Here is a 26,512-nt window from a genome sequence, read left to right on the forward strand (position 1 = left end):
GGGGGTCCTTAACGCCTAGTCAGGCTGGATATGGATGATCAGGTCTTCGGCCGTTAGCGTGCGACCGGCACGGAGCGCTGCCTGACCGTGCTGGTAGACAGCGGCACAGGCCGCCTCGAAAGCCGGCATCCCATTAGCCAGCCTCGCACCAATGATGCCGGCAAGCACGTCACCCGATCCTGCCGTTGCAAGGGTCGCGGGCGCCTTTTCCTCGACGGCTGCGCGCCCATCGGGCGCGGCAATCACGGTATCCGCTCCCTTGTAGATGACTATGCCGCCTAGTGCCCTCGCCGCCGCGAGTGCCTTTTCCACCTTGCCCAGGCTGCGGTCCGCTGCAATCTCCGGAAAAAGACGTGAAAACTCGCCCTCATGCGGCGTGACGACCAGCCGCGGCTCATCGGAACCGAAGATGGCGTTCAACCGTTCGGCAGCACCCACAAAAGCAGTAATTCCGTCGGCATCGAGGACAAGCTTGCGTCCGGCCTCGCCGATCATCTCCGCAAACGCGCGGGCGCGCTGCCGATCACCGAAACCCGGGCCAAGCACGAACGTGGTGCGGCGCGTGTCGGCCAGCCATTCCGACACATCGCCCGCATCGTCGATCGCGCTCAGCATGACCGCCGTCAGGTGGGCGGCATTGGTCGCGAGCGCCTCCGATGGCGACGCAAGCGTCACCAGTCCAGCTCCAGCCAGCAAAGCAGCCTGCGCAGAAAGGCGCCCTGCCCCCGTCGCCGTCTGCGGACCGGAAAACACCGTCACATGGCCACGGCGGTATTTGTGGTCATGCGCCGAACTGTGTCGAGCATGCCCTGTCCAGATCGCAGGACCGTTGATCCAGAGCGAACGAGCTTCAGCCCCGACGATCCTCCGGGGAATGCCGATGTCGAAAACCTCGAGGCTCCCGCAATGAAGTCGCCCGGGCAGCAGCACATGACCGGGCTTCCTGGCCATGAAAGTCACGCTGTGACTTGCCTCGAAGGCTTCGCCCCTGATCTCACCCGTGGCCCCATCGATGCCGGAGGGAAGGTCAACGGCCAGCACGGGCAGTCCCGCCTTGCGGACCTTGCGGATGAGTGCCTGCACGGTAGCAGGAAGATCACGCGCCAGTCCTGCACCGAACAGCGCATCGATGATCACCTCGCCAGCCTTAGGTTCGAACCGCTCGATCGCCATCACCGGAAGCGGACAAGCGGCTTGCGCGCGCGCGGCATCTCCCTTGAGCGCCGCCGTCTCCACCAGACTGTAGACGCAGACCTCGGCACCCGCCCGCGCCAGCGCCGACGCCGCGACATATCCGTCGCCGCCATTGTTTCCCGGCCCGCACAGGATCACGAAACGAAGAGCCCCGGGAAAGTGGCGAAGTGCCGCTGCCGCGACCGCCTCACCCGCACGCAACATCAACCCGAAGCTATCGATCCCCGAGTTTGCGGCCGCCGCGTCGACGCGGGCCATGGCATCCGGTGGCAAGAGGATCTCGGGGTGGAGCTGGGTGCTGGGGCGGGTCATGGGTCAAGGTTAGAGCACAATCCACGCCTTGCGCAACGCTGCACGATTTTAGGCAGAGAAGATTGATGTCTTTCTATGCAAATGCCTATTTTGAAGGCTTGCGCATAACAAATTGCGCAAGGAGGCCAGCGGCTTAGTGATTTCGCTGCGCCCGAAAAAAGATTGGCGAAAATCGATATTTTGTAGGAAACGGGCTGGCTTTTCCGGTCATTTTGCAGGAGATTTGCCCTGTCGGACGGAGGAGGCGTCGGTTTTCGCGCGATTTTCGCGAAAAACTGGCACATTCCCTGCATCCAGCCCGGCGGGCGGGGCTCATCCTGCTTTACTGAGGAAGCGGAGAGAAATTTTCTCATGAAAAAGATCGAAGCGATCATCAAGCCTTTCAAGCTCGACGAAGTGAAGGAAGCCCTTCAGGAAGTCGGCTTGCAGGGTATCACCGTGACGGAAGCCAAGGGTTTCGGTCGCCAGAAGGGCCATACCGAGCTCTATCGCGGCGCCGAATATGTCGTGGACTTCCTGCCCAAGGTGAAGGTCGAAGTTGTACTGGCCGACGAAAACGTGGAGGCCGTCATCGACGCCATCCGCAATGCAGCCCAGACGGGCCGCATCGGCGACGGCAAAATCTTCGTTTCGAACGTCGAAGAAGTCGTCCGCATTCGAACCGGCGAAACCGGTATCGACGCCATCTAATCGGACCCGACACCAAGGGAGGTTGGGTTTAAATCGTCAGCTCACGCGAGGAACATAAGAATATGACGACCGCAAACGATATCCTGAAACAGATCAAGGACAACGACATCAAGTTCGTCGACCTGCGCTTTACCGATCCGAAGGGCAAGCTGCAGCACGTCACGATGGACATTGCCTGCGTCGACGAAGACATGTTCGCCGATGGCGTCATGTTCGACGGTTCCTCGATTGCCGGCTGGAAGGCCATCAACGAGTCCGACATGGTGCTGATGCCGGATCCGGCAACCGTCCACATGGACCCTTTCTTCGCACAGTCGACGATGGTCATCCTTTGCGACATCCTCGATCCGGTTTCGGGCGAAGCCTATAACCGTGACCCGCGCGGCACCGCCAAGAAGGCCGAAGCCTATCTCAAGGCATCGGGCATCGGTGACACCGTGTTCGTCGGTCCGGAAGCCGAATTCTTCGTCTTCGACGACGTGAAGTACAAGGCCGACCCGTACAACACCGGCTTCAAGCTCGATTCGACCGAACTCCCGTCGAACGACGACACCGAATATGAAACCGGCAACCTCGGCCACCGTCCGCGCGTCAAGGGCGGCTACTTCCCGGTTCCGCCGATCGACAGCCTGCAGGACATGCGCTCCGAAATGCTGACGGTCCTCGGCGAAATGGGCGTCGTCGTCGAAAAGCACCACCACGAAGTGGCAGCTGCTCAGCACGAACTCGGCATCAAGTTCGACACCCTGGTGCGCAACGCCGACAAGATGCAGATCTACAAGTATGTCGTGCACCAGGTCGCCAATGCCTATGGTAAGACCGCGACCTTCATGCCGAAGCCGATCTTCGGCGACAACGGCTCGGGCATGCACGTGCACCAGTCGATCTGGAAGGACGGCAAGCCGACCTTCGCCGGCGACGAATATGCCGGCCTGTCCGAGAGCTGCCTCTACTACATCGGCGGCATCATCAAGCATGCCAAGGCACTCAATGCCTTCACCAATCCGTCGACCAACTCCTACAAGCGTCTGGTCCCGGGTTACGAAGCTCCGGTCCTGCTGGCCTATTCGGCCCGCAACCGCTCAGCGTCCTGCCGTATTCCCTTCGGCACCAACCCGAAGGCCAAGCGCGTCGAAGTCCGCTTCCCGGATCCGATGGCGAACCCCTACCTCGCCTTCGCTGCCATGCTGATGGCCGGCCTCGACGGCATCAAGAACAAGATCCATCCGGGCAAGGCCATGGACAAGGATCTCTACGACCTGCCGCCGAAGGAGCTGAAGAAGATCCCGACGGTCTGCGCCAGCTTGCGTGAAGCGCTTGAAAGCCTCGACAAGGATCGTAAGTTCCTGACCGCCGGCGGCGTGTTCGACGACGATCAGATCGATTCCTTCATCGAATTGAAGATGCAGGAAGTCATGCGCTTTGAAATGACCCCGCATCCGGTCGAATACGACATGTACTACTCGGCCTGATCATCAGGTTTTGCCGACCAGAAGCGCCGGCGGAGAGATCCGCCGGCGTTTTTCGTTTGTCTCGGTACCATTTCGAAGAAATGCCGCTTTCGCCCAGGATGGCCGCACGTTAGCACTTGGACAGTCCTTTCCCTCCGCCGATAGCGATCCCCATGCCCGCTCCACACCAGACCACCGATCCGCGCCTTTACGACTGGCTGCTGTTCTTGCTGGCGCCCTTGTTCTTTTCCTCGAACCTGATCTTCGGTCGAGGGATATCAGGCGAGGTCGGGCCATTCACGACTGCGCTGTTGCGGTGGGTCGGAGCCGCGCTCCTGATGTCGCCCTTCATCTGGCGCGAGCGCCAGGCCTGCCTTGCCTTCGTCCGGCAACACACCGCCCTCTGGCTGACGCTTGGCATTCTCGGCATGGGCATTTGCGGCGGCGTGGTCTACTGGGCGCTGACCCTCACCACCGCATCGAACGCAACACTGATCTACACGACCTCGTCGCTCTTCATCATCCTGTTCCAGTGGCTGTTTCAGAAGCGCGCCATCACCGGTCGCGAACTTCTCGGCATGATCATCGCTTTCGGCGGCGTCGTCGCAATCGTCCTGAAGGGGCATCCCGAAGCGCTTCTTGAACTCACCTTCAACATCGGTGATCTCGCAATTCTCGTGGCTGCAATTGCCTTTGCCGCCTACTCCCTCTTGCTGCGGCGCCCTTCCGTCCGCGCGATGCCGCCGCTGCCTCTGTTCGCCTTGCTGGCTTTGTCGGGCGCGGTCGTTCTCATCCCGCCGGGACTGATCGAAATGGCCTCGGGAGCCCCCCTGCCCGACACCTGGATGGAGTTCGCCAAGCTTGCCGGGATCGTCCTCTTTGCGTCCCTTGCCGCCTTCTACTGCTTCCAGCACGCCGTCCAGGTCTTCGGGCCCGGGATCGCCGGAATGACCCTCTACCTCATGCCGCCGATGTCGATCCTGATGGCGGTCGTCTTCCTCGGCGAACGTTTCGAGCACTATCACGCCATCGGCATAGTTCTGGTCACCGGCGGGCTCGTCCTTGCAACAGCACCGGGCCGAAAAACGGCCTAGGTCTGGCAGTTGGCCACACTGTCACACACCATCCCTTGATTTTGCCGGGCTTTCTTCCCAAATATGACAGGGAAAGGAAGTCAAACCATGAAACAACGAAGCGCTAAATTTGGTATCGGGGACGTCGTACGGCACAAGTACTTTCCGTTCCGCGGCGTGATCTTCGATGTTGATCCGGAGTTTGCCAATTCCGAGGAGTGGTGGAATGCAATCCCCGCCGAGGTCCGGCCCCACAAGGACCAGCCCTTCTACCATCTGCTCGCGGAGAATTCCGAAACGGAATACGTCGCTTATGTCTCCGAGCAGAATTTGGAGCGGGATCAGAGCCAGGAGCCCCTGCGTAATCCGCAGATCCAGCAGATCTTCGAACCGCAGCAGACGGGCCGCTATAAGCCGAAGATGAACTTCGCCCACTAAGCCACCTGATACCTCAATGCAAAGAAGCCCGCGTCTGATGACGCGGGCTTCTTGTATCTAGAGCTGATCGCGGGGGGATCAGTTGCCCTGCTTGGCAGCGTTCTGGGCGTCGGTGATCGCCTTGTTACGCTCTTCCTGCTTCTTCTGCATGGCTTCCTGCAGCATGCGCTGGCGCTCTTCGGCCTGCGACTGCGACATAGCCTCGCCATCGAAGGCGCCGGTGAAGCCGGTCAGCGGGATCTTGATCGGGTTCGGCGCGCGGCGGAAGTTGATCGAGGTAAAGACGACCTCGTTACCCTTCTTCAGGCTAGCAATGATCGCGTCCGTCAGCGGGATTTCAGCGGTGCAGCGGTCCGGCAGGCAGACGGCGTAGTCGAGCTTGGTGCCCTTAGCGCCATCGATCTGCATCATCACGCCCGGCGGGATGAGGCGGGCCGAGGGAACCGTGACCTGTAGCAGCTTGCGGTTGACCTTGCCTTCGACCGTGATCAGGCCGACCGCGGTGATCAGCTGACCGTTTGCGGCGACGAGCTGGTTCTGGACGACGCAGACGTCGGACTCTTCCTGCTTGGCGCAGGTCTTGAACCACTTCGCCTCGGAAGGCGCGGCGGCTTCCTGTGCCTGGGCGACGACCGGCATGGCGGTTGCCGCGAAGGACAGTGCGATTGCAGACACAGCCGTCCGCGTTGCGTTGCTAAGTTTGAACATCATACGTATTCCGTCTCCTGAAAACCCCTGTCGCGCGGACTTTTTTGCCGCGTCATTCACCGGTCTTGTCAGCCCCCACCTGTGGTTCAAATGAGGCAAATACATGACCCTGCGATCTGGCTCACCTGTTACATCGCGGCGGCCAGAATATCCAGCGTTTCTTTGACGCCGGATCGACTCACATCTCCTCATTCTCACCCGCTTGTGTTGGTTTTATGGTGAGTGTGCTAGCGTCCCGGCACATTCGAGATTCTAATTCGAGGAGGATCGTCGCCTTGCGCCGTCTCTTGTTTACTCTGCTTCTGCTGCCCTTCGCCTCTGTCGCTGCGGCAGAACCCATGCACGGCATTGCCATGCATGGAGAGCCTGCCCTCTCCGCAGACTACACGCATTTTCCCTACGTGAATCCGGAGGTGAAAAAGGGTGGCAAGGTCAATTACGGCGTGGTCGGCACCTATGATGCGCTGAACCCCTTTGTCCTTAAGGGCATGCGCACGACGGCGCGCGGCGTCTGGGATCCGGAATTCGGCAATTTGCTCTACGAACCGCTGATGACCCGGTCTGCCGACGAGCCCTTCACCCTCTATGCCCTGCTGGCCGAAACCGTCGAATGGGATGCCGACCGCACCTATGTGCAGTTCAATCTCAACCCCAAAGCGCGCTGGCATGACGGCAAGCCGGTCACTCCCGAAGATGTGATCTTCACCTTCGAACTCTTGCGCGACAAGGGACGCCCGCCCTTCAACGGCCGGCTCAACGCGGTCGCCAGCATGGAGAAGGTCGGCGAGCACGGCATCAAGTTCACCTTCAACGAGAAGGCAAACCGCGAGACACCGCTGATCTTCGCCAACTCGACCCCGATCTTGCCGAAACACGCGATCGATCCCGAAACCTTCGATCAGGGCGGACTCGCCATCCCGATCGGTTCGGGCCCCTACAGGATCAAGGAGCTGAAGCCCGGCGAGAAGGTCACCTGGGCACGCGACCCCGACTACTGGGGCAAGGACATTCCTTCAAAGGTCGGCTTCGACAACTACGACGAAATCAGCGTCACCTATTTCCTCCAGGAGGCAACGCTGTTCGAAGCCTTCAAGAAAGGCGAGATCGACATCTATCCGGATGGCGATTCGAACCATTGGCAGCGGGCCTATAATTTCCCGGCTGCGCAGAATGGCGATGTAGTGAAGGAAGCCTTCAAGCCTGGGCTCCCCTCCGGCATGCTGGGATTCGTCTTCAACACCCGCCGCCCGATCTTTGCGGACGTCAAGGTGCGCGAGGCAATCAGCACCGCCTTCGACTTCGAAGCAATGAACAAGACCCTTTTCGGCAACGCCTTCACCCGCACGCAAAGCTACTGGCAAAATTCGGCACTCGGCGCCTTCGGCAATGCCGCAGACGAGAGGGAGCTGGCGCTGCTCGGGTCTGCGAAAGAGAAACTGTCGCCGGAGATCCTCGCTGGCACCTACAGCCAATCGGCCACGGACGGATCCGGCGGTGATCGCAAGGCGCTCGGCACGGCCGTCAGGCTCTTCCAGGAAGCGGGCTACAAGATCCAGGGCGGCAAGATGATCGATGCCGCCGGCAAGCCGCTCGCCTTCGAGGTGATGACCCAGAACGAAGGTCAGGAGAAGATGGCCATCGCGTTTCAGCGGACGCTGAAAATGATCGGCATCGACATGGCGATCCGCACCGTCGATGACGCGCAGTATCAGGCGCGCTCCAACAGCTTCGACTATGACATGATCATCAAGGCTTACACCTCGTCGCTCTCGCCCGGCGCCGAGCAGGTCAATCGTTGGGCATCCGAAGCGAAAGATGCCCAGGGCAGCTTCAACTATGCTGGCGTGGCCGACCCCGACATCGACCGCATGATCGAGGCATTGCTGCAGGCCCGCGACCCGGCCGATTTCCAGGCAGCCGTGCGCGCTTATGACCGGCTCCTGGTTGCCGGACACTACCTCGTGCCTCTCTATCACATCGGCGAGCAATGGGTCGCCCGCTGGAAGCATATCGGACGGCCCGATGCAGCCCCGCTCTATGGCTACCAGCGCTCCACATGGTTCGACGCACGGATGCAATAACCCCCAAGCGTTTGACGCTGTGTTTCCGGGCCGGAGCTTGTCTCCGGCCTGCTTTGCTTTAAGGACGATCGACACGAATGCCAGAAAAGGATGACACCATGGACCGCATCACCATCGACCTCGTATCCGACGTGGTCTGCCCCTGGTGTTATCTTGGCAAGGCGCGGCTTGAGCTTGCGATCGCCGAAGTGCAGGACGAAGTCAGCGTCGACATCAACTGGCGGCCCTACCAGCTCAACCCCGACTATCCGCCTGAAGGCGTCGACCAGCAGGTCGAACTGGCGAAGAAGCTCGGCGGCAAGGACAAAATGGATCAGGCGCATGCGCATCTGAAGTCGCTCGGTGCCGAGGTCGGCATCGCCTTCGATTTCGATGCGATCAAGGTCGGTCCGAACACGCTTGATGCCCACCGACTGATCCACTGGGCCGGCCAGGAAAGCCGGGAGACGCAGACCCGCGTGGTCGACCTGCTGTTCAAGACGAATTTCGAACAGGGCCGCAATATCGGCGATACCGCCGTGCTGCTCGACATCGCGACCGACGCCGGACTGTCGCGGCCGGTGATCGAATCGCTGCTGTCAGGCGATGCCGACGTCAACCATGTGCTGTCCGAGGTCGAAGCCGCCAAGCAGATGGGCGTGAACGGCGTGCCCTTCTTCATCTTCGACCAGCAATATGCGGTCAGCGGTGCCCAGCCGCCGGCGGAACTTGCCAATGCCCTGCGTGAAATCGCCAAGGCGAAGGCCGAGGCGCTGCGCAATCTGAATTGACGGTTGTAACGAACACTCGTATCCCGGTGAGGTAACCTCCTCCCCGGGATCATCACCTTGTCCGCCGACACCACTTTCAAAGGCGTCATCTTCGCCTTCATCTGCTTTGCCGCCTATTCCTTCAGTGATGCTGCCGTGAAAATGGTGGAAGGCCGCGTGCCCGCCTTCGAAGCCGGCTTCATCGGCAGCCTCTTCGGCTTCTTGGCAATCCCCTTCCTGATGAAACGCGGCGACCGCTATACGGATCTGGTGCGCAGCACCAACTGGCCGCTCTGGGGCCTGCGTTTCGTCTGTTCTGCCGTGGGCACGGTCGGCAGCATCATTGCCTTTACCCAGCTCTCCATGGCCGAGGCCTTCTGCCTGATCTTCTTGCTGCCGAGCTTTGCCACCATCATGTCGGTGATCTTCCTCAAGGAAGAGGTGGGCATGAAGCGCTGGGCAGCCGTCCTGATCGGCTTCCTCGGCGTGCTGGTGGTCTTGCGTCCGGGCTTTCGCGATTTGGAAATCGGGCACCTCGCAGCACTGATCTCAGGCTTTGCCGGCGCCGTCACGATCATCATCTTCCGCGCCATGGGCCCGCAGGAGAAGAACATCTCGCTTTACGGTGCGGGTCTGCTCGGCAGCGTCATCATCTGCGCGGCCTTCTCTCTACCGGACTTCCAGGCACCCGACCGTTATGACCTGATGCTGCTTGCCGCCTTCGGCCTGCTCGCAGCCGTCGGTAACATCTTCATGATGCTGGCGTCGTTTTATGCCCCCGCCCCGATCGTCGGACCGATCCAGTACAGCCAGATGCTCTGGGCCATCCTGCTGGGGTATCTCGTCTTCGGCGACAAGGTCGACTGGCCGATGGGCATCGGCATCGTGCTGATCGTCGGATCAGGGCTTCTGACGCTGATCCGCGAGCGCAAGCGCGACACGCCCCTTCCGCCACCGGTGGCCGGCAAGACGGATGCGGCGCTGGCGATCAAGCCGGAACAGACCGACGTCTGAACCCCAGTCGTCAGGCGCCAGTCCCTCGCCTCAACTCGCCTTCGCCAACTCCGCCAGCTGCGTCATCACCACTGCAGCCCCTGCCAGCCGCTTCTCCGGCGTTGGGAGGTCGCGGGTGAGGAACACCGAGTGGTCCGCTCTGATCTTTGCCATGCTGCCCTGCTTGGCGATATAGCCGACCAGCGCTGCCGGATTGGGGAACTGTTTGCTGCGGAACTGAACCACGACACCCTTGGGCCCGGCTTCCAGCTTTTCGACATTGGCCACGCGGCAGAGCGCTTTGATGTAAACCACCTTCAGCAGATGCTGCACTTCGATCGGCATAGGGCCGAAGCGGTCGATCAATTCGGCGCCGAATCCGTCGATCTCTCTGAGGTCGTCGAGCTCGCCGAGGCGGCGATAGAGTGCCATGCGCAGATGCAGATCCGGCACGTAGTTTTCCGGGATCATGACCGAGGTGCCGACCTGGATCTGCGGCGACCAGCCGGTATCGACCACTTCATCGACACCCTTCACCTCGGCGACCGCCTCTTCCAGCATCTGCTGGTAGAGCTCGAAGCCGACTTCCTTGATATGGCCGGACTGTTCCTCGCCGAGCAGATTGCCGGCGCCACGGATATCGAGGTCGTGGCTGGCAAGCTGGAAGCCGGCGCCGAGCGTGTCGAGCGACTGCAGGACCTTCAGGCGCCGTTCGGCACCCGCCGTCAGCACCTTGTTGACCGGGAGCGTCAGGAGCGCGAAGGCGCGGACCTTGGAGCGACCGACACGGCCACGGATCTGGTAGAGCTGGGCGAGGCCAAACATGTCGGCACGGTGGACGATCAGCGTATTGGCTGTCGGCACATCGAGGCCGGATTCGACAATGGTCGTCGAGAGCAGCACGTCATAGCGGCCCTCGTAGAAGGCGTTCATGATGTCTTCGAGCTCGCCGGCAGCCATCTGGCCATGGGCGATCGCCACCTTCAGTTCCGGCACGTTCTCGTCGAGGAAACTTTTCACATCCGCGAGATCGGCAAGGCGCGGGCAGACATAAAAGCTTTGTCCGCCACGATAATGCTCGCGCATCAGCGTCTCGCGGATGACGAGCGGATCGAAGGGCGAAATGAAGGTGCGCACTGCCATGCGGTCGACCGGCGGCGTGGTGATCAGCGAGAGTTCGCGCACCCCGGTCATGGCAAGCTGCAGGGTACGCGGGATGGGCGTGGCCGAAAGCGTCAGGACGTGCACGTCCGACTTCAGCTCCTTCAGCCGCTCCTTGTGCTTGACGCCGAAATGCTGCTCCTCGTCGATGATCAGCAGACCGAGATTGGCGAAATTGACACCGGTGCCGAGCAGCGCATGGGTGCCGACGACGATATCGGTCTTGCCTTCGGCGACTTCCTTCTTGACGAGGTTCAGCTCCTTGGTGCCGACAAGGCGCGAGGCCTGCTGGACGCGGATCGGCAGGCCGCGGAAGCGTTCGGAAAAGGTCTTGAAATGCTGGCGGGCCAGAAGCGTGGTCGGCACGACGACAGCAACCTGGATGCCGTTCATCGCGGCGATGAATGCGGCACGAAGCGCCACTTCCGTCTTGCCGAATCCGACATCGCCGCAGACGAGGCGGTCCATGGGACGGCCGGCGCCGAGGTCCGAGCGGACGGATTCAATCGCGGTCTCCTGATCTTCCGTCTCGTCATAGGGGAAACGGGCGGCGAACTCGTCGTAGAGACCTTCCTGTGTGGTCAATACCGGAGCCGTCCGTGTCATGCGTTCGGCGGCAATGCGTATCAAGGCGCCTGCCATGTCGAGCAGGCGCTTCTTGAGCTTCGCCTTGCGCATCTGCCAGGCGCCACCGCCCAGCTTGTCGAGTTGCACTTCCGTCGCCTCGCCGCCATAGCGGGAGAGCAGATCGATGTTTTCGACCGGCAGGAAGAGCTTGGCCTCATCGGCATATTGCAGTTCGAGGCAGGCATGCGGGGCGCCGGCGGCCTCTATGGTGCGCAAACCGACGAAACGGCCGATGCCATGTTCGGCGTGAACGACGATCGAACCTTCATCGATGCCCGCAACTTCAGAGATGAAATCGGCGGCGCGCTTGCGGCGCTTGGAGCGGCGGACCATGCGGTCGCCGAGAATGTCCTGTTCGCCGATGATGACGAACCCGTTGGTCTCGAAGCCGCCTTCGAGGCTGAGGACGGCGGTGCCCGCCTCGCCCTTCTTCAGCTTGTCGACATCCTTGAGGGCCGCGACCGGCACAAGCCGCTCCAGGCCGTGCTCATTGAGCACCTGCAGCAGGCGATCGAGCGAACCTTCCGACCAGCCGGAGACGACGACCTTGGCGCCAGCAGCGCGCTTGTCGGCGATATAGGTGACCGCCTGGCCAAAGACATTGGCGCGATTGCCGTCTTCGCTGGCTTCGTTGGCACTCTTTGCCCAGCGCGGCGTCGGCCGGGCATCCACCTCGATGACAACACGGCTTTCACCCCCGTGTTCGGCAAAGGGGGTGATCCGGATCGGGTCGAAAGCGTCGAGGTTGGCGCCGAACTCGCTGGCACCGAGATAGAGCCGCTCCGGCGGAACCGGCTTGTACGGCGTGCCTTGGGCGAGATGGCCCTTGCCGGGCGTCGCCGAGTTAAGGCGCGCCTCGTAGTAGTCGCGGATCAGCTTGGCGCGCTCTTCGGCTGCCTCACGCACGGTATGGTCGGTGACCATACGGAAGCCGCGCAGATAATCGAAGGTCGTCTCCAGCTTGTCGTAGAACATGGGCAACCAGTGCTCCATGCCGGCATAGCGGCGCCCCTCGGAGACGGCGGCATAGAGCGCGTCATCGCGGGTGGCGGCGCCGAAGAGCGAGAGATAGTTCTTGCGAAACCGGCTGATGCTCTCCGGCGTCAGTGTCACCTCGCTCATCGGGTTGAGATCAAGCGAACGGACCTGGGCGATCGTGCGCTGGCTTGCCGGATCGAAGGAGCGGATGCTTTCGAGCGTATCGCCAAAGAAGTCGAGACGCACGGGCTCTTCCGCACCGGGCACGAAGACATCGAGAATGCCGCCGCGCACGGCGAATTCACCGACCTCCCGCACAGTCGCAACCCGGTCGAAACCGTTGCGCTCCAGACGTGCGGCAATGTCATCCATGCGCACCTGATTGCCGGGCTTGGCCGAAAAGCCGAGGCTGTCGATCACATCAGCTGGTGCCACCTTCTGCAGCATGGCATTGACCGTCACCAGCACGATGGCAGGATGCGGATTGAGATAGAGCGCAATCAGACCCGACAGTGCCGCCAATCTCCGGGCCGACACATCAGCGGACGGCGAGACGCGGTCGTAAGGCAGACAGTCCCAGGCAGGCAGGCTTAAGACCGGAATGTCGGGCGCAGCAAAGCTCAGTGTCTGCTCGAGGTTCTGCAGCCGCTGTCCGTCGGACACCACATAGGCGACCGGTTTCCCTTCACGCGCCAGCTCGGCCAGGATGAAGGCATCCATGCCGTCGGGCACATGGGAGAGCGTCAGCGCAGATTGTGCGCCGACAATCCGCTTCACATCGATCAGGGGCATATCAGTTACTTTGCAGCGTATTCATCGCCCGTGACCGGTGAGAAATCCGGGCGCAGGGCGGCAATGCGTTCGAAGAGCGGTGTCTGGAGATGGGCGGGCACGGGCTCGGCCCCGGTGATGTAACGGACGAGGTCATTGTCTTCCTCGACCATAATGCGCTCCAACTCGTCGAGCTCCTCATCGGAAAGCTGGCTGATATGGGCCTCGCAGAACTGCCCGAGCATCAGGTCCATTTCCCGGATGCCGCGATGCCAGCAGCGGAACAGGATGCGCCGACGGCGCGGATCGAGGTCGGCACTGCTTTTCACCAGTCCAGTCATCTTGGCATCCTTTTAAATCTTGCGCTTCTATAGAGCAGCGTCCGGCAAATGTCAGCTTGCCAAAGGGGCAAATAACGAGGCATTTTGCGCCCATCATGCGTCCCCATCTTCTCGATCCCCTGTTTGCCTCCGTCGCCTCGCTCAGCGGAGTGGGCCCCAAGCTCGCCCAACTTCTCGCCACACTGCTCGGGCGCGAGGATGCCGAGGATACGCGGGTCGTCGACCTGCTCTTCCTCGCGCCGCACAGGCTGATCGACCGACGCCACCAGCCGGGCATCGCCTATGCACAACAAGGCTCGCTGGTAACGATCACCGGCCGGGTCGACCGCCACATGCCGCCGCCGCCGGGCAAGAGCAACCTGCCCTACCGCGTGATGCTGCATGACGAGACGGGGGAACTGGCGCTCACCTTCTTCCGGGTCAAGGGCAACTGGCTGGAAAAGGCACTGCCGATCGACGAGATCGTCATGGTCTCAGGGAAAGTCGACTGGTTCAATGGCCGCGCCTCGATGGTCCATCCCGACCTGATGGTGAAGGCAAGCGAGGCCGAAAACCTGCCGCTGGTCGAGCCGGTCTATCCGCTGACCGCAGGGCTCGGCCCCAAGGTGCTGCGCAAGGCCGTGGAGGCGGCTGTCGAGCGCATGCCGGATATGCCGGAATGGGCGGATGCGCCGCTTGTGACGAAACAGGGTTTCGCCAGCGTGCGCGAGAGCCTGGTTGCGCTCCACAATCCGCGCGACGAGAAGGACATCGACCCGCAAGCGCCGGCCAGACGCAGGCTCGCCTATGATGAATTCCTCGCCGGCCAGGTGTCGCTCGCCTTGGTGCGGCAGAAGCTGCGCCGGGTGCCGGGCACGCCGATCAAGCCGACGGGCGAGATCAGCGACAAGATCCGCGCCACCCTGCCCTTCACACCGACCAACAGCCAACTGGCAGCAATCGACGACATCCTGAAGGACATGGCCACCGACCAGCGCATGCTGCGGCTGGTGCAGGGCGACGTGGGCGCTGGCAAGACGCTGGTGGCGCTGTTTGCCATGGCAGCAGCCGTCGAGGCAGGCGGACAGGCGGTGCTGATGGCACCGACGGAAATCCTGGCACGACAGCACCATGCAACACTTGCCAAGCTCGGCGCACCCGCAGGCCTCCGGATCGAAGTGCTGACCGGCCGGACAAAGGGCAAGGAGCGAGAAGCCATCCTGGAGCGGATCGCATCCGGCGAGGCGCAGATCGTTATCGGAACCCATGCGCTCTTCCAGGATGCCGTTGTTTACAAGAACCTGACACTCGCCGTCGTCGACGAACAGCACCGCTTCGGCGTGCACCAGCGCTTGCGGCTCACCTCCAAGGGCATCTCGCCGCATATGCTGGTCATGACGGCAACCCCCATCCCGCGCACGCTGGTGCTTGCCGCCTTCGGCGACATGGATGTTTCCAAGCTCACAGAGAAGCCGGCAGGCCGCAAGCCGATCCAGACAGTGACCGTACCGACCGAGCGCGTACCCGATGTCATCGAGCGTCTGCGGGCGGCAATCGCGGAAGGCAAGAAGGCCTACTGGATCTGCCCCCTGGTCGAGGAAACCGAAGAAAGCGAGCTGATGTCGGCCGAGGAGCGGCAGGCGGTGTTGGCGCAGTTCATCAAGGCGCCGATCGGCCTCGTACATGGCCGCATGGCAGGGCCGGAGAAGGACGCCGCGATGCTGGCTTTCAAGAATGGCGAGACGCGGCTGCTGGTTGCCACCACCGTGGTCGAGGTCGGCGTCGATGTGCCCGATGCGACGATCATGGTGATCGAACATGCCGAACGCTTTGGGCTCGCACAGCTGCATCAGCTGCGCGGTCGTGTGGGCCGTGGCGAGGAGGCGTCGAGCTGCATCCTTCTCTACAAGGGGCCGCTCGGCGAAACCGGCAAGGCGCGGCTGTCGATCCTGCGCGATTCGGAAGACGGCTTCCTGATCGCCGAGGAGGACCTGAAGCTCCGAGGCGAAGGGGAGCTTTTGGGGACACGGCAGTCGGGCACGCCGGGCTTCAAGATCGCCAGCCTTGAACATCATGGCGACCTGCTGGAGATCGCCCGCAAGGATGCTGCCTATCTGCTGGATCGAGACCCGGAACTCACTTCGGAGCGGGGAGAAGCTGTCAGAACACTGCTGTATCTCCACCGCCGAGACGAAGCGATCCGCTTCCTGCATGCGGGGTGAGGAAAGACGTATTTAGGAACGGCCGGCACGCTTGGGCGGCTCGACCGGATCATCAGCCGCGAGATCCTGAAACGCCGCCATGGCGTCCGCGACGGTCGGCTTATACTCCGGCGTGACCAGACCCGCCGAGATCAAGAGTTTCACACCCTCTTCCGGGCTCATGTCCAGTAGCATCAGCTTGCTGCGCGGCACGAACATCAGAAAGCCGGCTGTGGGCACAGGGGTCGGCGCTAAGAACACGGCAACCATTTCCTCGCCGTCCTGATTGAGCTTCGCAGCAATCTCGCCCTTCGCGTCCGTCGAAACGAAGACCAGCGCCCAGGTCCCCGAGCGCGGAAATTCGATCAGGCCGACCTTCTTGAAAGAGTTGCCCTGCTCTTTCAGCACGGTCTCGAAGATCTGCTTGGTGCTCTTGTAGACGGTACGCACCAGCGGCATTCGGTTCAGGATGTTCTCGCTGTAGGAGACGATCGAGCGACCGATCAGGTTTCGCCCGAGAAAGCCGACAAGCGTGATGAAGAGAATAGCGATGAGAAGTCCGGTGCCGGGAACAGCAAACTTCAGATAGGCTTCAGGGTTATAGCGATCCGGCAGATAAGGCTTCACCCAGCTGTCTGCCCAATGGATGAAGGTCCAGGTCAGATAGATGGTGATCGCCATCGGCGCACAAATGATGAGACCAGTCAGGAAGTTGTTCCTGAGCCGGGTCGCCATCGAAATCCTGTCAGAACCTTCGGTCATGCCCACCGTCATTGTGCAGTGCCGTAACGCTGCGGACAATGCCGGAGTGACACCTAGGGCGCAAGAGCAAGAATTGGGGCAGCGGACTGCCCCGATCCGGATCACTCGACCGTGACGGACTTGGCGAGATTGCGCGGCTGATCGACGTCGGTGCCCATGAAGACGGCCGTGTGATAGGCGAGAAGCTGGATCGGGATGGAATAGACCATCGGCGAGATGATCTCGGCGACCACGGGCAGCACGATGGTCGCCATGGTCTCAAGCTTGGAGGCGGCGGCGCCCTTGTCGTCGGTGATGAAGATGATCTTACCGCCGCGGGCGGCCACCTCCTGCATGTTCGACACGGTTTTTTCGAAGAAGCGGTCGAAGGGTGCAATGACGATGACGGGCATGTTTTCGTCGATCAAAGCGATCGGGCCGTGCTTCAGCTCGCCAGCGGCATAACCTTCGGCGTGGATATAGGAGATTTCCTTGAGCTTCAGTGCGCCTTCGAGCGCCAGCGGATAGCTGGTGCCACGTCCGAGATAGAGCACATCCTTGAACTTCGAGAGGTCGCGCGACAGGGCCTCGATCTGTGGCTGCACCGCATTCAGCACCTGGCTCATGATGCGCGGCATTTCAGCCAGGCTCTTCACCAGCTGCTTTTCTTCCGTCTCATCAATTGTGCCACGGGCACGGCCGGCAGCGAGCGCCAGCGAGGCAAGGACTGCCAGCTGGCAGGTGAAGGCCTTGGTCGACGCGACCCCGATTTCCGGGCCGGCGAGGATCGGGAAGACGGCATCCGATTCGCGGGCGATCGTCGATTCCTTGACGTTGACCACGGCGCCGATCTTCAGCCCGTTGTCACAGCAGTAGCGCAGCGAGGCGAGCGTGTCGGCCGTTTCACCGGACTGCGAGATGAAAAGGGCCGCCTGATCCTTCGACAGCGGCATTTCGCGGTAGCGGAATTCCGAGGCGACATCGATTTCGACCGGCAGGCGGGCATAACGCTCGAACCAGTATTTGCCGACGAGGCCAGCCAGATAGGCGGTGCCGCAGGCGGAGATGGCAAGGCCACGCAGATTGGCGAAATCGATCTCGTTTGCCGCGTCCCGAACAGTGTGCTCGGCGAAGTCGACATAGTGCGACAGCGCGTGAGAAATCACCTCCGGCTGTTCGTAGATCTCCTTCTCCATGAAGTGGCGATGATTGCCCTTGTCGATCATGTAGGCGGAGGCCGAGGAGATCTGCACCGGACGATCGACCGGATTGCCGTCGATGTCGAAGATATGGGCGCCCTGCTTGCCGATGACCGCCCAGTCGCCGTCATGCAGATAGGCGATGCGGTTGGTGAAGGGCGAGAGCGCAATCGCATCGGACCCAAGGAACATCTCTCCGTCGCCGAAACCGATCGCAAGCGGCGGACCGGAGCGTGCCGCCATGATCGTCGACGGATCGTCCTCAAAGATGACGGCGAGCGCATAGGCGCCGGTCACATGGCGCAGCATCTCGTGCATGGCCTCGCGGCGACCGAGACCCTGCCGGCGATACTTGGCGAGCAACTGCGCGACGACTTCCGTATCAGTCTGCGTGGTGAAGGTGGCGCCTTCGGCCGCCAGTTCTTCCTTGATCTCGGAAAAATTCTCGATGATGCCGTTATGAACGACGGCGACGCCTTCGACGAAATGCGGATGGGCGTTGGTTTCGTTCGGCACGCCATGGGTTGCCCAGCGGGTGTGAGCAATGCCGATGGATCCGGGAAGCGGATCGCCGGCAAGCTTCGTCTCGAGATTGAAGAGCTTGCCTTCAGCGCGGCGGCGATCGAGCTTGCCGTCGTTGATGGTGGCAACACCGGCGGAATCATAGCCGCGATATTCGAGCCGCTTCAGGGCATCCACCAGACGCTCCGCCACGGGCTTGTTACCGACGATGCCGACGATGCCGCACATGAAATTCTCCGTTTCGTATCAACCACGCGGCTTTTCCTAGCGGTTTCATCGCAATAGGCAATTGTGCGTGAGGTCAAATTGCGTTTCGTCTCGTAATGCAACGCAGCATAACAAGCGGTGAAGTCTGAACTGGTCGTATTACTTGCCGGCCTTCTTCGCAGCCTTGATTGCGAGGTTACGTTCGCGGATCACAGCGGCGCGGCCCGGCTTCACCTCCTGGCGAGCACGGCCGAAGGCGAGTGCATCGGCGGGCACGTCCTCGGTGATGACGCTGCCGGACGCGATGAGCGCGCCATCGCCGATCTTCACCGGGGCGACGAGGGACGAATTCGAGCCGATAAAGGCCCCGGCACCGATATGCGTCTCGTGCTTGTTCACGCCGTCATAATTGCAGGTGATGGTGCCGGCACCGATATTGGTCTCGGCGCCAACGACAGCGTCGCCGATATAGGTCAGGTGATTGACCTTGGCGCCACGGCCGATCTCGGCCTTCTTCACTTCGCAGAAATTGCCGACCTTCGAGCCTTCGGCGAGATTTGCACCGGGGCGCAGTCGCGCGAAGGGTCCGACGGTCGCGCCAGCTGACACATGGGCGCCTTCAAGATGCGAGAAGGCATGGATGACAGCGCCGCCCTCGACGGTGACCCCGGGACCAAAGACGACATTGGGCTCGATCAGCGCATCCTGGCCCATAACAGTGTCGTGGCTTAGAAACACCGTCTCCGGGGCAATCATCGTCACGCCCGAGACCATCAGTTCATGACGGCGGCGCTCCTGCCAGAGGCGCTCGATCACGGCAAGCTCGGCGCGATTGTTGCAGCCGGTCAGTTCACTCTCTGGCGCATCGACGGCGACAGCCTTGCCGCCCAGTGAACGGGCTATCTCGACGAGATCGGTCAGGTAGTATTCACCCTTGGCGTTCTGGTTGCCGATCCGGGAGAGCAGATCGAGCGCCTTCTTACCATCGATCGCCATCAGTCCGCTGTTGCACCAGGTGACGGCACGTTCGGCCTCGGTCGCATCCTTTTCCTCGCGGATGGCGACCAGCTCGCCATCTTCGACCAGCAAGCGGCCATAGCCGGTCGGATTGGCCGTATGAAAACCGATGACGGCCACGTCAGCACCGCCGGCGAGTGCTTCGCGGGCAGCTTTCAGCGGTGCGGCAGTGATCAGCGGCACATCGCCATAGGCAACGAGGATCTCGTCATAGCCGCGGGCGATCGCCTCCTTGGCCATCAGAACGGCGTGCCCCGTGCCAAGGCGCTCGGTCTGCAACACGCCTTCGACCGAAAGCCCATCAATCGAGGCTGCCTTTTCGACCTTTTCGGCATCACGACCGAGAACCAGCGCCACATCAGACACACCAGATGCGGCAATCGATGCCATGACATGCGCGATCATCGGACGCCCACCCACGGGATGCAGCACCTTCGACATCGACGACTTCATGCGGGTGCTGTCACCAGCAGCGAGGACGACAGCGAGACAGGTGCGGTTCATGGATGGCTCCGAACTGAGAATGGCGCTTCTCACTAATACCAGCGGGTGCTGCCCGCAAGTGTTGCGAGAACTAGCCGCGCTTCTGGGAACTGTCGACCGCCTTCAACGCTGCGGCACGCCCCTGCTCGATCGCCCGTTCGGTGGCCGATTTCGCAGCCTCGGGATCACGCTGCTCGATCGCATCAACGATCGCCAGATGCAGCTCCGTGATAGCCTCCCCGCGACCAGCGAGCTGCGGATCGAACGCCATGGTGAAGGCACCATCGAGTGAGGCCTTGATGAAACCCACCATGCTTTCGAGAAATGGGTTAGCCCCGACGACGGTCAGAAGGACATGGAAGCGCAGATCCGCCTCAACCTGACTTGGCCAGTCGAGCTCGTTGGAACCAAGCTGCATGGCGTAGTGACGCAATTCGGCACAGTCCTCGGGCGAAGCGCGCAGCGCCGCAAAGGCAGCCGATGCCGGCTCCAGCACCAGGCGGACATCATAGAGATGATCGATAAACTCGCGGGTGACGCCGGTTCGGAAATGCCATCGCAGCACGTCTTCATCGACGAGGTTCCAGTGACAGCGGTCGGTCACCCGTGTGCCGACACGCGATTTGGCAACCACCAGACCCTTGGCGGTCAGGGTCTTCATCGCCTCGCGAAGCACGGACCGCGACACATCGAACTGGGCTTCCAGTTCAGCATCCCCAGGCAAGGCTTCGCCTATGCCAAATCGACCCCCGACGATCGCAAGGCCGAGTTGCTCGACCACCTTCGCGTGGCTTGTCCGAAGATTGGAAACGACCTTCAGTTCCCGAACATCTTCCTTCCGCATCCTGCCTCACACCCCGCCTTAGTTGCTGGGGTTGTTATACGAAAGGCAAACGCGGGTGAAGGCGCTATCTGAGTATTCCTGCAATTTTCGGAACTCTAAAAAAGAAAGAGCGCCCTGAGGCGCTCTCTCCATTTCGCAAATCGCAGATTACTGCGGCAGCTTGTCGTCCACACCTTCGATGTAGAAGTTCATGCCGAGGATGGTGCCGTCGTCAGCCGACTCACCTTCCGCCAACCAGACGGAGCCGTCCTGCTTGTTGAGCGGACCGGTGAAGGGCTTGAGTTCGCCGGACTTGATCTTGGCTTCGGTGTCCATCGCCATGGCCTTCACGTCGTCGGGCATGTTGGTGTAGGGCGCCATCGACAGAATGCCGTCGACAAGACCGTCGAAGGTCTGGGCGGAAGTCCAGGTGCCGTCGATCACAGCCTGGGTGCGCTTGATGTAGTAAGGCGCCCAGGTGTCGACGATGGCGCTCAGCTGCGCAGTCGGGCCGGCGGCGATCATGTCGGAGGCCTGACCGAAAGCCTTGAGGCCACGCTCTTCGGCAACCTGCATCGGAGCCGTGGTGTCGGTATGCTGGGTCAGAACGTCAACGCCCTGGTCGAACAGAGCCTTGGCGGCATCGGCTTCCTTGCCCGGGTCGAACCAGGTGTTGACCCAGATGACCTTCAGCTTGAAGTCCGGATTGACGGTGCGGGCGCCGTGCAGGAAGGCGTTGATGCCAGCGACCACTTCTGGGATCGGGAAGGACGCGATGTAACCGGCGACACCGGTCTTCGACATCTTGCCGGCGATCTGACCGTTGATGAAGCGGCCTTCGTAGAAGCGCGAATTATAGGTCGCGACATTCGCTGCGGTCTTGTAGCCGGTCGCGTGTTCGAACTTCACGTCCGGAAACTTCTCGGCAACCTTGAGGGTCGCATCCATGAAGCCGAAGGAGGTCGTGAAGACCAGGGCGCAGCCGGAACGGGCCATGCGCTCGATGGCGCGCTCGGCATCCGGGCCTTCCGGAACGTTTTCGAGGTAAGGCGTTTCGATCTTGTCGCCGAAATGCTCCTGCAGCTGCTGGCGGCCGATATCGTGCGCCTGGGTCCAGCCGCCGTCGGTCTTCGAGCCGACATGGACGAAGCAGACCTTCGTCTTGTCCTGGGCAGCGGCGGGTGCCGCGACGCCAACGATGGCGGCGGCCGAAGCGGCAAGCGCGAGGAGGATAGTCTTCATGGTGTACCCCTGTCTGGTTAGGTTGAAGCTTTTGTTTTGATTATCTATCCGGCACGAACGGCTTGCCGAGGCAGGCCGGCGTGTTGATCAACGTCGTGCGGCGATTATGGGAGATTATGATCAGCACGACAATGGTCGCCGCATAGGGCAGCGCGGACAGAAACTGCGAGGGCAGGCCGATGCCAAGGGCCTGCGCATGCAGCTGCCCGATGGTGACGGCGCCGAAGAGATAGCCGCCGGCAAGCACCCGCCAGGGACGCCAGGCGGCGAAGACGACGAGGGCGAGCGCGATCCAGCCGCGGCCGGCGGACATGTTCTCGACCCATTGCGGCGTATAGACGAGCGACAGCTGCGCACCGGCAAGACCGGCACAGGCGCCGCCGAACATCACCGCCAGATAGCGTGTCCGGATTACGGGAAGCCCGAGCGTATGGGCCGAGCCATGGCTGTCGCCGATGGCGCGCAGTTTGAGGCCCGAGCGGCTCTTGAACAGATACCAGTTCACCCCGGCGACCAGTGCGATCGACAGGTAGAAGAAGATGTCCTGAGCGAACAGGACGCGCCCAATCAGTGGCAGGTCGGACAAGAGCGGAATGACGATCGGCTGCATCTTCACGCCGGGAACACCGACGACGCTTTCGCCGACCATGCCGGAAACACCGAGACCGAGAATGGTGAGCGCCAAACCTGTCGCCACCTGGTTGGCGACCAGCGTGAGCGTCAGGAACCCGAACAACAGCGAAAAGATCGCGCCGGTCGCGATTCCCGCGAGAACGCCGATATAGGGCGAGCCGGTCATGTTGGTCGCAATGAAGGCGCAGACCGCGCCGATGATCATCATGCCTTCGACACCGAGGTTCAGCACGCCCGAACGCTCGGCCACGAGTTCGCCCATGGCGGCGATCACCAGCGGTGTCGAGGCGGTGATGATGGTGAGAAGGATGGCCTCGAACATGATCAGGCCCCCTTCGTCGCGGCATTGCGGGCACGGTCGAAGACGATCCGCACCTTGTAGAGAATGAGCGTGTCACAGGAGAGCACGAAGAACAGCAAGAGCCCCTGGAAGACGCGGGTCACCTTGTCGGAAACACCGATCGACAGCTGCGCGCCCTCGCCACCGAGATAGGTCAGCGCCAGCACGAAGCCAGACGCGATGATGCCGAGCGGATTGAGACGGCCGAGAAAGGCAACGATGATCGCTGTAAAGCCGTAGCCTGGTGAAATCGTCGGCTGCAGGTGACCGATCGAGCCAGATACTTCCGAAATCCCGGCAAGACCTGCCAGCGCGCCGGAAAACATCATCGAGAACCAGACCATCTTGCGCGAGGAGAAGCCGGCAAAGCGCCCTGCCCGTTCCGATTGCCCGAGTACCACGACCTGAAATCCCTTCAGCGTGTAGCGCATCATGAACCAGACGGCGACGGCCGCAACCAGCGCAAAGATGATGCCGAGATGGGCGCGGCCCGACGACAGGATTTCCGGCAATACGGCCTCCGAGACGAAGGAACGCGACTGCGGAAAATTATAGCCAGCCGGGTCCTTCCAGATGCCGCGCGTCAGCCAATCCAGGAAAAGCTGGGCGATATAGACCAGCATCAGGCTGGTCAGGATTTCGTTCGTGTTGAAGCGGGTCTTCAAGAGCGCCGGAATGGCGCCATAGGCGGCACCGCCGATGGCACCCATGACGATCATCATCGGCAAGAGCAGCGGCGAGGACCATTCGTAAAAGGTGATCGGCAGGATCGAGCCGACGATCGCCCCGACGATGAACTGCCCTTCGGCGCCGATATTCCAGTTGTTCGAGCGATAACAGACCGACAGGCCGACACCGATCAGGATCAGGGGCGCGGCCTTCACCGCAAGCTCGTGCAGCGACCAGACCTCGAGCAGCGGCTCGATGAAGAAGCTGAAGAGTGCCGAGACCGGGTCCTTGCCAAGCATCGCAAACATGATGCCGCCGAAGAAGACGGTTAGCGCCAGCGCCAGTAGAGGCGAGACGATGGCAAACAGGCTGGACTGACGCGACCGGCGTTCAAGTTCAATGCGCATGGGCCGCCTCCGGGGCAGTGGTCAGGCCATGGACGCCACCCATCAGGATACCGATGCGTTCGCGGGTCATGGTCGAGGCGGGATAGGCGTCGGACAGCTTGCCTTCCGAAATGGCGGCAATCGAGGTTGCCACTTCGAAAATCTCGTCGAGATCCTGGCTGATGACGACGACAGCCGAGCCCGACTTGGCGAGATCGACGAGCGCCTGGCGAATGCGGCTTGCAGCGCCTGCATCGACACCCCAGGTGGGCTGGTTGACGACCAGAACAGAAGGCTGGCGGTCGAGTTCACGACCGACGATGAATTTCTGCAGATTGCCACCCGAGAGTGAACCGGCTGCTGGATCCTCACCGCTCTTGCGCACATCCATCATCTCGGAGATGCGGCGCGCCGCCTGCTGCACCAAGCCATGGCGTATAAGGCCAATCTTGCCGCCCGCGAGATAGGCCGAACGGTCGGATGCATTGCGCGACAGAAAGAGGTTTTCCGACAGGCTCATCGCGGGGATCGCCGCATGGCCGTGGCGCTCTTCCGGCACGAAGCCGGCACCGAGCAGCCGGCGTTCGTTGATCCCGAGGCGACCGACGGGCTTGCCGCGCAGGCGGATTGCTTCGGGATTGGGCACCACATACTCGCCGGAAAGCGCATCAAAGAGTTCGCTCTGACCGTTGCCGGCGACCCCGGCAATGGCGAGGATCTCGCCGGCCTTGACGGTCATCGACACATTCTTGAGCGCCATGGCAAACGGTGTCCGAGGACTGACCGAGAGAGCGCTCACCTGCAATTGTACGGCACCATCCGTGGGCGGCTCGACCTTCTCAACACCGGCGACATCGGCGCCCACCATCATGCGGGCAAGCGAAGCCGGCGTTTCCTGTCGCGGGTCGCAGGCGCCCGTCACCTTGCCGTGACGGAGCACGGTGGCGCGATCGCAGATGCGCTGCACTTCCTCAAGGCGATGGCTGATGTAGAGGACCGAACGCCCCTCCGCCTTCAGCTTGAACAGGGTCTCGAACAGCTTGTCGGCTTCCTGCGGCGTAAGCACCGAGGTCGGCTCGTCGAGGATGATCAGTTTGGGGTTCTGCAGGAGCGCGCGGACGATCTCGATGCGCTGGCGCTCACCGACCGAGAGATCGGCGACATGGGCATTCGGATCGAGCGGCAGTCCATAGGCGACGGAAAGCTCGGCCGCCTTCTTGGAAAGCTCGGAGATCGAGATTTTTTCGTCGAGCGACAGCGCGATGTTTTCGGCGACCGTCAGCGCTTCGAAAAGCGAAAAATGCTGGAAGACCATGCCAATGCCGAGACGCCGGGCCGCGGCAGGATTGGGGATGACCTGGTCTTGCCCCTCCCATCCGATCGTGCCGGCGGACGGCGCGAGAATGCCGAACAGCATTTTGACGAGGGTCGATTTGCCGGCACCGTTCTCGCCGAGTAGAGCGTGGATCTCGCCATGGCCGATGTCGAGGTCGATCTCGTCGCAGGCCTTGAAGCTGCCGAACAGCTTCGTCAGCCCCCGCACGGTCAAAAGCGGCTTTTCGCCCTCGGGCGGTTGTTGCGGCACAGGTCCCCCTTGCACTCTCATGCGCATCGGCCAGGTCTTGCGCCCGGTCCATCGCTCAATTCATAACCGGTTTGCGGCAGCGCACAATATATAGGCAAAAGTTTTTTTTGGTTTTGCCCAGCTGCGTCAGGACGACGTCAGCCCCGGCGACCAAGACCGGGGAAAAGCTGCATCACGCCACCGATCACGTAAAGGTAGAGTCCGGAGACAATCATGCCAATGACAACCCATTGCGGCGATTCGAAATGCAGCAGAAGGGCGTAGCCACCAAAGGCGCACCAGAGCAGAAACACGGCCATGTTGAATGGCCGCAGGCGCTGGACGCGCACGGGGTGCAGGAAGTTGATCGGCAAGAAGGTGAGCACGACCGATGCCAGCACCGCGACCAAGGCCGTGGTTGCGCTCGCGTCGATCACGAACAGGGTGAAGATCAGCATGTTCCAGACGACGGGGAAGCCGGAAAAGAAGTATTCGTCCGTCTTCATGCCCATGTCGGCATAATAGATGGCGCTCGACACCACGATCAGTCCGGCGGCAACGAATGACCAGGGCTCGCCGATCATGCCGCTCTGATAGAGTGCAAAGGCCGGCAGAAGCACATAGGTGACATAGTCGATGATGTTGTCGAGCGTATCGCCGGACCAGTTCGGCAGGACTTCCTTGACGCGCATCTTGCGGGCGATCGGACCGTCGATACCGTCCACGAGCAGCGCAAGCCCCAGCCACCAGAACATGTCGACGAAGCGGTGTTCCGCTGCCGCAACGACACCGAGAAAGGCGAGGAAGGATCCGGAAGCGGTGAGCATATGAACCGAAAAGGCACGGATCTCGGCATAGGGCACACGCTTGTAATTGAAGATCTTCATCCCTGCTCCAGTCGGCGGCACTTCGGAGGAAACGGTATCGGACGAAATGACG

General features: G+C 61.5%; 21 protein-coding genes. 8 read left to right on the forward strand and 13 right to left on the reverse strand.

Annotation, left to right across the window (positions count from 1 at the left end; genetic code table 11):
- Positions 1-15 precede the first annotated feature (15 nt).
- Positions 16-1,506, reverse strand: a complete 1,491-nt coding sequence (locus D4A92_RS17475) for an NAD(P)H-hydrate dehydratase (RefSeq protein ID WP_203016166.1) — start codon at positions 1,504-1,506, stop codon at positions 16-18.
- 351 nt (positions 1,507-1,857) lie between these two features.
- Here D4A92_RS17475 and D4A92_RS17480 point away from each other — a divergent pair, with 351 nt between their 5' ends.
- The 4 genes from D4A92_RS17480 (at position 1,858) to hspQ (ending at position 5,158) form a co-directional block, all read left to right on the forward strand.
- Positions 1,858-2,196, forward strand: a complete 339-nt coding sequence (locus D4A92_RS17480; RefSeq protein WP_006727717.1) for a P-II family nitrogen regulator — start codon at positions 1,858-1,860, stop codon at positions 2,194-2,196.
- 62 nt (positions 2,197-2,258) lie between these two features.
- The gene (glnA, locus tag D4A92_RS17485; protein ID WP_006727718.1) at positions 2,259-3,668 is read left to right on the forward strand and encodes a type I glutamate--ammonia ligase; all 1,410 of its coding nucleotides are present in this window, start codon (positions 2,259-2,261) and stop codon (positions 3,666-3,668) included.
- A 152-nt stretch (positions 3,669-3,820) separates the two neighbouring features.
- Complete coding sequence (locus D4A92_RS17490) at positions 3,821-4,741, forward strand: DMT family transporter (protein ID WP_203016168.1); 921 nt, start codon at positions 3,821-3,823, stop codon at positions 4,739-4,741.
- A gap of 87 nt (positions 4,742-4,828) precedes the next feature.
- The gene (gene hspQ, locus D4A92_RS17495; RefSeq protein ID WP_203016169.1) at positions 4,829-5,158 is read left to right on the forward strand and encodes a heat shock protein HspQ; all 330 of its coding nucleotides are present in this window, start codon (positions 4,829-4,831) and stop codon (positions 5,156-5,158) included.
- 78 nt (positions 5,159-5,236) lie between these two features.
- Here hspQ and D4A92_RS17500 read toward each other — a convergent pair whose 3' ends face one another.
- Positions 5,237-5,869, reverse strand: coding sequence for an invasion associated locus B family protein (locus tag D4A92_RS17500; RefSeq protein ID WP_006727721.1), 633 nt, complete (start codon positions 5,867-5,869; stop codon positions 5,237-5,239).
- A gap of 212 nt (positions 5,870-6,081) precedes the next feature.
- Here D4A92_RS17500 and D4A92_RS17505 point away from each other — a divergent pair, with 212 nt between their 5' ends.
- The 3 genes from D4A92_RS17505 (at position 6,082) to D4A92_RS17515 (ending at position 9,710) form a co-directional block, all read left to right on the forward strand.
- A complete protein-coding gene (locus tag D4A92_RS17505; protein ID WP_425957975.1) occupies positions 6,082-7,947 on the forward strand; it encodes an extracellular solute-binding protein in 1,866 nt (621 codons plus the stop codon).
- Between the two features lie 98 nt (positions 7,948-8,045).
- Positions 8,046-8,717, forward strand: a complete 672-nt coding sequence (locus tag D4A92_RS17510; RefSeq protein ID WP_203016171.1) for a DsbA family oxidoreductase — start codon at positions 8,046-8,048, stop codon at positions 8,715-8,717.
- 57 nt (positions 8,718-8,774) lie between these two features.
- Positions 8,775-9,710 carry a DMT family transporter gene (locus D4A92_RS17515; RefSeq protein WP_203016173.1) on the forward strand — a complete coding sequence of 312 codons (936 nt, stop codon included), beginning with the start codon at positions 8,775-8,777 and terminating at the stop codon, positions 9,708-9,710.
- A 30-nt stretch (positions 9,711-9,740) separates the two neighbouring features.
- On the opposite strand, the gene mfd is transcribed toward D4A92_RS17515, so the two are convergent.
- Positions 9,741-13,247, reverse strand: a complete 3,507-nt coding sequence (gene mfd / locus D4A92_RS17520) for a transcription-repair coupling factor (protein WP_203016175.1) — start codon at positions 13,245-13,247, stop codon at positions 9,741-9,743.
- Positions 13,248-13,252: 5 nt separating this feature from the next.
- Complete coding sequence (locus D4A92_RS17525; protein ID WP_203016177.1) at positions 13,253-13,567, reverse strand: succinate dehydrogenase assembly factor 2; 315 nt, start codon at positions 13,565-13,567, stop codon at positions 13,253-13,255.
- A gap of 95 nt (positions 13,568-13,662) precedes the next feature.
- Between D4A92_RS17525 and recG the strand changes: the two genes are divergently transcribed.
- The gene (gene recG, locus D4A92_RS17530) at positions 13,663-15,768 is read left to right on the forward strand and encodes an ATP-dependent DNA helicase RecG (RefSeq protein ID WP_203016178.1); all 2,106 of its coding nucleotides are present in this window, start codon (positions 13,663-13,665) and stop codon (positions 15,766-15,768) included.
- Between the two features lie 12 nt (positions 15,769-15,780).
- On the opposite strand, the gene D4A92_RS17535 is transcribed toward recG, so the two are convergent.
- From D4A92_RS17535 to pcsA, 9 genes are all read right to left on the reverse strand, one after another.
- Positions 15,781-16,509: a DUF502 domain-containing protein gene (locus D4A92_RS17535; protein ID WP_246753970.1), complete on the reverse strand. Its 729-nt coding sequence runs from the start codon at positions 16,507-16,509 to the stop codon at positions 15,781-15,783.
- Between the two features lie 101 nt (positions 16,510-16,610).
- Positions 16,611-18,437, reverse strand: a complete 1,827-nt coding sequence (glmS, locus tag D4A92_RS17540) for a glutamine--fructose-6-phosphate transaminase (isomerizing) (protein ID WP_203016182.1) — start codon at positions 18,435-18,437, stop codon at positions 16,611-16,613.
- Positions 18,438-18,575: 138 nt separating this feature from the next.
- A complete protein-coding gene (gene glmU / locus D4A92_RS17545) occupies positions 18,576-19,937 on the reverse strand; it encodes a bifunctional UDP-N-acetylglucosamine diphosphorylase/glucosamine-1-phosphate N-acetyltransferase GlmU (protein ID WP_203016184.1) in 1,362 nt (453 codons plus the stop codon).
- A gap of 70 nt (positions 19,938-20,007) precedes the next feature.
- On the reverse strand, positions 20,008-20,760 hold the full coding sequence (locus tag D4A92_RS17550) for a FadR/GntR family transcriptional regulator (RefSeq protein ID WP_203016186.1): 753 nt from the start codon (positions 20,758-20,760) through the stop codon (positions 20,008-20,010).
- Between the two features lie 147 nt (positions 20,761-20,907).
- On the reverse strand, positions 20,908-21,981 hold the full coding sequence (locus D4A92_RS17555; protein WP_203016188.1) for a BMP family ABC transporter substrate-binding protein: 1,074 nt from the start codon (positions 21,979-21,981) through the stop codon (positions 20,908-20,910).
- 40 nt (positions 21,982-22,021) lie between these two features.
- Complete coding sequence (locus D4A92_RS17560; RefSeq protein WP_203020015.1) at positions 22,022-22,942, reverse strand: ABC transporter permease; 921 nt, start codon at positions 22,940-22,942, stop codon at positions 22,022-22,024.
- The gene (locus D4A92_RS17565; protein ID WP_203016190.1) at positions 22,939-24,030 is read right to left on the reverse strand and encodes an ABC transporter permease; all 1,092 of its coding nucleotides are present in this window, start codon (positions 24,028-24,030) and stop codon (positions 22,939-22,941) included. The genes D4A92_RS17560 and D4A92_RS17565 overlap by 4 nt, the downstream gene beginning before the upstream one ends.
- Positions 24,020-25,615: an ABC transporter ATP-binding protein gene (locus D4A92_RS17570; RefSeq protein ID WP_203020017.1), complete on the reverse strand. Its 1,596-nt coding sequence runs from the start codon at positions 25,613-25,615 to the stop codon at positions 24,020-24,022. Before D4A92_RS17570 ends, D4A92_RS17565 begins: the two co-directional genes overlap by 11 nt.
- Positions 25,616-25,731: 116 nt before the next feature.
- Entirely contained in the window at positions 25,732-26,460 is a 729-nt protein-coding gene (pcsA, locus tag D4A92_RS17575) for a phosphatidylcholine synthase (protein ID WP_203016194.1), read from the reverse strand.
- Between the last annotated feature and the right edge of the window lie 52 nt (positions 26,461-26,512).

The sequence above is a fragment of the Rhizobium rosettiformans genome (genome assembly GCF_016806065.1).
Taxonomy (GTDB): domain Bacteria; phylum Pseudomonadota; class Alphaproteobacteria; order Rhizobiales; family Rhizobiaceae; genus Allorhizobium.